Annotated in this window: 7 protein-coding genes; 2 read left to right on the top strand and 5 right to left on the bottom strand. The window is 68.4% G+C overall.

Annotation, left to right across the window (positions count from 1 at the left end; translation table 11 throughout):
* Positions 1–229 precede the first annotated feature (229 nt).
* The gene (locus BST17_RS28300; protein WP_083062332.1) at positions 230–1,393 is read right to left on the bottom strand and encodes an acyl-CoA dehydrogenase family protein; all 1,164 of its coding nucleotides are present in this window, start codon (positions 1,391–1,393) and stop codon (positions 230–232) included.
* Positions 1,394–1,429: 36 nt separating this feature from the next.
* The gene (locus BST17_RS28295) at positions 1,430–1,996 is read right to left on the bottom strand and encodes a TetR/AcrR family transcriptional regulator (RefSeq protein ID WP_083062331.1); all 567 of its coding nucleotides are present in this window, start codon (positions 1,994–1,996) and stop codon (positions 1,430–1,432) included.
* Between the two features lie 241 nt (positions 1,997–2,237).
* Between BST17_RS28295 and BST17_RS28290 the strand changes: the two genes are divergently transcribed.
* Positions 2,238–3,209, top strand: coding sequence for an esterase family protein (locus BST17_RS28290; protein WP_083062330.1), 972 nt, complete (start codon positions 2,238–2,240; stop codon positions 3,207–3,209).
* A gap of 184 nt (positions 3,210–3,393) precedes the next feature.
* Here the strand turns inward: BST17_RS28290 and BST17_RS28285 are convergent, their stop codons facing one another.
* The 3 genes from BST17_RS28285 to hisN form a co-directional block, all read right to left on the bottom strand.
* A complete protein-coding gene (locus BST17_RS28285; RefSeq protein WP_083062329.1) occupies positions 3,394–4,605 on the bottom strand; it encodes an acyl-CoA dehydrogenase family protein in 1,212 nt (403 codons plus the stop codon).
* Positions 4,606–4,635: 30 nt separating this feature from the next.
* Complete coding sequence (locus BST17_RS28280) at positions 4,636–6,012, bottom strand: acyl-CoA dehydrogenase family protein (protein ID WP_083062328.1); 1,377 nt, start codon at positions 6,010–6,012, stop codon at positions 4,636–4,638.
* Between the two features lie 89 nt (positions 6,013–6,101).
* The gene (gene hisN, locus BST17_RS28275) at positions 6,102–6,896 is read right to left on the bottom strand and encodes a histidinol-phosphatase (RefSeq protein WP_083062327.1); all 795 of its coding nucleotides are present in this window, start codon (positions 6,894–6,896) and stop codon (positions 6,102–6,104) included.
* A gap of 23 nt (positions 6,897–6,919) precedes the next feature.
* On the opposite strand from hisN, the gene BST17_RS28270 reads away from it, so the two are divergent.
* On the top strand, positions 6,920–7,309 hold the full coding sequence (locus BST17_RS28270) for a hypothetical protein (protein WP_083062326.1): 390 nt from the start codon (positions 6,920–6,922) through the stop codon (positions 7,307–7,309).
* Positions 7,310–7,370 lie beyond the last annotated feature (61 nt).

Here is a 7,370-nt window from a genome sequence, read left to right as displayed (position 1 = left end):
GGGCGGTGCGGGGCGGGGCGGTTGGGGCGTCTGCGCAGCGCCGGCCGGTTCGTCGGTGAGCACGACGACGTCGTTCGGAGAACTGTTGGTGCTCATATCGCCATCTCAGTCGGTGCAGCTGGGCGCCGCCGTTGCACGGTTCGGCGGCCATGTTACCCGCCCGTAGCGGTGGCCCCCTGGGCCTGCGCAGGCAGCCCGACGCGCTGCTCGATCCGCAGTGTCCGCGTCATCAGATCATCGCGGTGCGCGGGATCTTCATCCCGAGCGACAGCGCGCCGGCGAGCTCGCGGGCGGTGTCGTAGTCGAACACCACGTGCCCGGACAGCACGTCGACATCACGTTTGTAGCGCTGCAGCGGGCTGGACAGGAAGTGGATGCTGGCCCCGCCGGCGCCCATCAGGTCGGCGATGACGGCCCTGGACTCCGCGACGATGTGGGCCGCGGCCAGCCGGGCCTGCGCGCGCACCGGCTTCTCCACACTGTCCCCGGTGCCGACGATGGTCTCGATCTCGCCGACTGTGTCGGCCAGCAGACCGCGCACGGCGCGCAGGCGCACCTGGGCGCCGGCCAACCGGGCCTGCGCGATCGGCTTGTCCTTCTGCATCACGCCCTCGTAGGCCAGCACCCGTTCGGCGAGGCGCTGGGCGAAGACCTCGGTGACCCGCTCGGCGCTGCCCAGGGCGGGCATCGCCGACAGCAGGGCCAGGGCCGGGACCATCGGCCAGCGGTAGGTGGCACTGTCGTGCAGACCCGCGCCCGGCGCGGTGCCTGCGTAGATGTCGGTGACCTTCACCAGCCGGTAGTCGGGCACGAACACATCGGTGGCCACGGCGTCGTTGGAGCCGGTCGCCCGCATACCGTCGGTGTGCCAGACGTCCTCGACGGTGACCTCGGTGGCCGGCAGCAATGCCAGGGCCGGGTAGAGCCCGTCATCGGGACCGCACAGCGCGGCCACGATGATCCAGTTGGCGTGCATCACCCCGGTGGCCCAGGACCAGCGGCCGGTGAGCCGGATACCGCCGTCGGCGGGCAGGCCGCGACCGGTCGGTGCCAGCGGCGCCGGGGCCAGGAACGGCCGGTCGGCGAAGGCCTCCTGCTGGGCCCGTTCGCCGAAGAGCGCCAGCATCCAGTTGTGCAGGGTGAGGAAGCCGATGGTCCATGCGCTGGAGGTGCATCCGTGTGCCATCCGCCGAACCGGGTCCAGCAGGGCCGGAAACGGTGCCTGGATGCCCCCGTAGGCCGCCGGAACCAGTAGATCGGTGAAACCGGTGGCGGTCAGGTCGGCGATCGTTTCATCGGGCAGCCGGCGCAGCGTCTCGGCCTCCTCGGCGCGCTGGGCCAACGCCGCCACGAACTCGTCGGTGATCAGGCCGCGGGCCTGGAGGGTCGTCATGCCCTGCAAGCTACCATACCTTTTGGTATGGAAACCTCAGCGGGCGAGCATGAGGTCCAGGAAGCGTTCGCTCTGCGAGGTCAGCCGGGTATCGGGCGCGTGGCCGGACAGGTGCAGGAAGCCGATGCCGACGGCGAAGGTGGCGTTGGCGCGCAGGTCGGCGTCCTCGGCGTCGAAGCCGACGTCGGAGAAGGCCTTGCGGACGGCGCCCAGGATGCGGCGGTCGGCGGCCCGCACGCTGTCGGCGACGGTGTCGTCGGTGCGCGCCCACTCCCGCATGGCCCGTTCCAGGGTCCAGTGCCGCGGGCTGACCAGCGAGGCCATCATCTGCGCCAGCCGGTCGCGGGGCGGCAGCTCGTCGACGGCCTCGATCTGGCGCCGGTCCTCGTCGCGCAGATCGCGCCAGCCGTCGATCAGGGCGGTGCGATAGCTGGGCATGCCGTCGAAGTGCCAATAGAAGCTGCCCTTGGTGACGCCGAGGCGCTGACAGAGCCGATCGATTTTGAGGGATTTGAGACCGTCCTCAGCGAGGATCGTGTAGCCGGCCTGCAGCCAGTCGTCCGTGGTCAGACGGTTGCCGGACGGCGTGTTGGCGGGCGTCATGACCGGCAGCCTACGGCGGCGCGCCGGTGGCCCTGACTTTCTGTAGCCGTTGGCGCCATGTTTTACTGCAACCTGCGACAACTGAATTCTCGGTCCGCTCCACGATCCGTCATCGGACTACGGCGAGCGGACGCGGATACCGCAGTGCAAAGACGCACTGCGGTATCTCTGGGTGACGGGGACGTAACGTCATCGAGGGTCGGGCGGGACCGTGATCAATACAGAGTTGGGAAGAAATTAGATGCAGAACGTTTTGAGCCGGTGGATGCGCCGGATCGGGGCCGCTGCTGCGGCCGCGCTGGTCGTGCCTGGCGCGATCGCTCTTGCTGGTGAGACGGCCACCGCCGGTGCCTTCTCCCGCCCCGGACTTCCGGTGGAATACCTGATGGTGCCGTCGGCCGGTATGGGCCGCGACATCAAGATCCAGTTCCAGAGCGGTGGCGAGAACTCGCCGGCCGTGTACCTGCTGGACGGTCTGCGTGCGCAGGATGACTTCAACGGCTGGGACATCAACACCCAGGCCTTCGAGTGGTTCCTGGACTCCGGCCTGTCGGTGGTCATGCCCGTCGGTGGTCAGTCGAGCTTCTACGCCGACTGGTACGCCCCGGCCCGTAACAAGGGTCCGACCGTGACCTACAAGTGGGAGACCTTCCTGACCCAGGAGCTCCCGGCCTACCTGCAGGCCAACAAAGCCGTCAAGCCCACCGGCAGCGCCGCGGTCGGTCTGTCCATGGCCGGTTCCTCGGCCCTGAACCTGGCCACCTGGCACCCGCAGCAGTTCATCTACGCCGGTTCGATGTCGGGCTTCCTGAACCCCTCCGAGGGCTGGTGGCCGTTCCTGATCAACATCTCCATGGGTGACGCCGGTGGCTTCAAGGCCGACGACATGTGGGGCAAGACCCAGGATCCCAACAGCGGTTGGAAGCGCAACGACCCGATGGTCAACATCCCGACCCTGGTGGCCAACAACACCCGCCTGTGGGTCTACTGCGGTAACGGCCAGCCCAACGAGCTCGGTGGCGGCGATCTGCCCGCGACCTTCCTCGAGGACCTGACCATCCGCACCAACATCACCTTCCGCGACAACTACCTGGCCGCGGGCGGTAGCAACGGTGTCTTCAACTTCCCGGACAACGGCACGCACAACTGGGCGTACTGGGGCCGGGAGCTGCAGGCCATGCTGCCCGACCTGCAGCGTGTGCTCAAAGGCTGATGCGCTGAACTGAGCCAGAGAAATCCCCCCGCGGCTTCGGCCGCGGGGGGATTTTCTTTTGCCCCGTATCGGGGCCCACGGCAGACGATGCGCCCGCCCAGCAGAACGCCCGCCCCGGGCTGTGCTCCGACCGACGTCGGGGCGCCCGGGGCGGGCGTTATGTGCTACGCGATGGTCGCGTGGACTACTTCAGCTCGGAGGACGACAGCCCCAGCAGGCGGCGGGCCACGACGAGCTGCTGGATCTGCTGGGTCCCCTCGAAGATGTCCAGGATCTTCGAATCGCGGGCCCACTTCTCCAGCAGTGACTGCTCCGAATAGCCCACCGTGCCGGCCATCTCGACGGCCTTGAGCGTGATGTCACTGCCCACCCTGGCCGCCTTGGCCTTGCCCATCGAGGCTTCCTTGGAGTTCGGGATCTTGTTGTCGGCCTGCCACGCCGACCGCACGGTCAGCAGGTAGCCGGACTCCCACTCGGCCTCCATCCGCAAAAACTCCGCGGCGGCGGCACTCTGGGCGTGGGCCGGCTTGTCGTAGGAGATCTCGATACCGGCCTCGGTGAGGATGACCCGCAGTTCCTCCAGGGCGGCACGGGCGACGCCGACGGCCATCGCCGCGACGATCGGCCGGGTGTTGTCGAAGGTCTCCATGACCCCGCCGAAGCCCTTGTCCACCTTGACTTCCGGATCCCCGAGCAGGTTCTCCTTGGGGATGCGGGCGTTCTCGAACCGGATGGCCGCGGTGTCGGAGGCCTTGATGCCCAGCTTGTGCTCGAGGCGTTCCACCGTCACACCGGGGTGTTCGCGCGGCACGATGAACGACTTGATGGCCGCGCGGCCCAGCGACTTGTCCACCGACGCCCACACCACGATGTGGCTGGCCCGCGAACCGGCGGTCACATAGATCTTCTCGCCGTTGATGACGTACTCGTCACCGTCGAGTACCGCGGTGGTGGTCACCGCCGCCGAGTCCGAACCGAAGCTCGGCTCGGTGATGGCCATCGACGCCCACACCTTGCCGAGCCGGTCGAGCTGTTCCTTGGTCGCCACGCTGGAGATCGCGGCGTTGCCCAGGCCCTGATAGGGGATCGACAGCAGCAGCGCCACGTCGCCCCAGGACACCTCGAGGGCGTTGACCAACGCGGACATGTTGGCGCCGTTGATGTTCGTCTTACCGTCGACGTCACCGCCGCCCACACCGTCGGCGCCGGCGAAGGAGATGGTCTTGGCCGCCGAGATGCCCTCGAACAGGGTGGCCAGGGTGTCGAGTTCGACCGGGTAGGCGTGCTCGGAGAGGTCGTACTTGCGGGAGATGGGTCGCAGCATCTCGGCCGCGCCCTGGTGTCCCTTTTCGATGACTGCGCGCAGCTTGCGCGGCATTTCGAGATTGATTGCCATGATTAAGCCTTTCGGAGGAGAGCCGGGCTGCTAGAGGACGACGACACCCTCGGCGACGCCCAGGGCCCGCAGATCGCGGTACCAGCGCTCGACCGGGTGTTCCTTGGTGTAGCCGTGACCGCCGAGCAACTGCACGCCGTCCAGGCCGATCTGCATGCCCTTGTCGGTGGCGATTCGCTTGGCCAGCGCGGCTTCTCGGGCGAACGACAGGCCCTGCTCGGCCCGCGAGGCGCCGCGCCAGGTGATCAGCCGCAGCCCGTCGAGTTCGATGGCGATGTTGGCGGTCATGAACGCCACGGCCTGCCGGTGGGCGATCGGCTCACCGAAGGCGGTGCGTTCCTTGACATAGGGCACCACGTAGTCGAGCACGGCGTGCGAGGTGCCGACGGCCAGTGCGGCCCAGCCCAATCGGGAGTAGGCGATGGCCTCCGAATAGTCCTCGTCGGAGGCGCCGTCCTCGCCGAGCCGGTTGTGCAGCGGCACCGCGACATCGTCGAGGGCGATCCGCCCGATGGCGGCGGCGCGCACACCCATCGACGGGTCGGCCTCCACGGTCAGGCCCGCGCTGGCGGATTCGACGATGAACAGCGCCGGCTTGCCGTTGAGCTGGGCGGCGATGATGAACAGTTCGGCGTCGGCGGCGGCCGGCACCAGGGATTTCACCCCGGACAACCGGTAGCCGCCGGGGGTGCGCACCGCCGTCGTCTTCAGCGCGGTCGGGTCGAACAGCGCGTGCGGTTCGGTGATCGCCAGGCAGGCCTGCGGCACCTTCTCGCCGGCGAACTCGGGCAGGTAGGTGGCCTGCTGGTCGGCGCTGCCCCAGTGGGTGAGCGCCGAGGCGACACCGGCGGGGGCCAGGATCGGCAGGGCCAGACCCATATCGCCGTAGGCCAGTGCCTCGGCGACCAGCGCACCGGTGATGGTGCTGCGGTGCTCGGCGATCCCGTCGAAGTTCTCCGGGATGCTCAGCGAGGTCACGCCGATCTCGGCGGCCTTGGCGATCAGGTCCGGCGGGTAGGTCGCGGCGGCGTCGGCATCATGGGCGGCCGGGCGCAGGATCTCCTCGGCGAACTCGGCCACCGTCTCGACGATCATCTTCTGGTCGTCATCGGGGGTCAGATCGAAGTAGTCGGATTCCTTCGGCGTGAGCCGGGTGGGGGAGCCGCCGATGTTCTGGATCCGCTTGAACTGACGGGTCCCGGCGCCGACGGCGGAGAACGCCGTCTTCACCCCATAGCGCAGGCCCTTGTTCAGCGGGTCGCGCAGGCCGTAGCGGTCCAGGAATTCCTGGCCGACCAGCGGGGTGAGCAGCGCGATGCCGATGTCGGTGGCGGTGCGCTTGTGCTTCTGCAGCCCGACGGCGCTCTCCGGGCCGGTGCGCTTGGAACGGGATTCGAGTTGGGTCATCACAGCCTCGCGATGGTTGGGGACGACGGCGATTGCGTCGTGAACGCTATCTTACTCCAGAGTAAGATAGCCGGAGGCTGTTACCAACGTCACACTATGGCGAGCCGGTCGCGCACCGCCTCGTGCAGGTGGCCGTTGGTGGCCAGCGCGCTGCCGCCGTGCGGCCCCGGCTGACCGTCCACGCTGCTGAACTCCCCGCCCGCCTCCCGGATCAGGATGTCCAGCGGCGCGATGTCCCAGACCTTGACCTCCGGCTCACAGGCGATGTCGACCGCGCCCTCGGCCACCAGGCAGTAGGACCAGAAGTCGCCGTAGGCGCGCACCCGCCACACCTCATCGGTCAGCGCCAGGAACCGGTCGCGGCGGTCATCCCACCCGGTCGTCAGATCGGAGTAGGACAGGCTCGCCGCGGACAGCTCGTTGACCCCGGAGACCCGGATGCGGCGCTGCCGGCCGGCGAAGGAGGTGTGCGCGCCCAGGCCCTGCCCGGCCCACCACCGACGGCCCAGCGCCGGCGCGCTGATGACGCCGACGGTGGGTACGCCGTCGTCGACGAGGGCGATCAGCGTGCACCACACCGGGACGCCGCGGACGAAGTTCTTGGTGCCGTCGATCGGATCGAGCACCCACACCCGGCCGGTGCCCGAACCCGTCAAAGGTGTTGCGCCGCCGAACTCTTCGCCGAACACGTCGTCATCGGGACGGGCCTGGGTCAGGGTGGCGCGCAGGGCTTCCTCGGCGCCCTTGTCGGCATCGGTGACCGGCGTGAGATCCGGTTTCGTCTCGATCGCAAGGTCCAGGGCGCCGAAGCGGTCCATGGTCAGGGCGTCGGCCTGATCGGCGAGTTGCAGGGCCAGGGCCAGATCATCGGAGACGGATGTCATGCCCGAATGCCTACCATGGTCGTGTGGTCGAATTCGCGATGATCCTGCTGTTGGTCGGCGCCCTGGTCCTGATAGCCGGACCCTGGATCCGCAAGCGCGCCGCCGGCGGTGCCGCGGGCGGTCGGCCCGGTGGTGGTTTGGGTGGTGGCTTCGGCGGCGGGCGCGGTGCGAACATGGCGCCCGGCACGCTGCTGGTCACCGGCGTCAGCCCACGTCCCGACGAGGTCGGCGAGCAGTTCGTCACCATCAGCGGTGTCATCAACGGCCCGACGGTCAACGAACACGTGGTGTACCAGCGGATGATCGTCGATGTCGACCAGTGGCCCACCATCGGCCAGCTGATCGACGTCGTCTATTCGCCGAAGAACCCGGACAAGTGGGGTTTCGCACCCTTGGACGCGCCGGCTCAGTAGTCCCACACGGTAGGGACGAATCGAAAAGCGCCGCCGACGGCCGCAACGTGGCAGACCGACG

This window comes from Mycolicibacterium bacteremicum, assembly GCF_002086115.1.
Classification (GTDB): Bacteria; Actinomycetota; Actinomycetes; order Mycobacteriales; family Mycobacteriaceae; genus Mycobacterium; species Mycobacterium bacteremicum.
The sequence above is the reverse complement of the archived record's forward strand: the minus strand, read 5'-3'. Positions and strand labels throughout refer to the sequence as shown.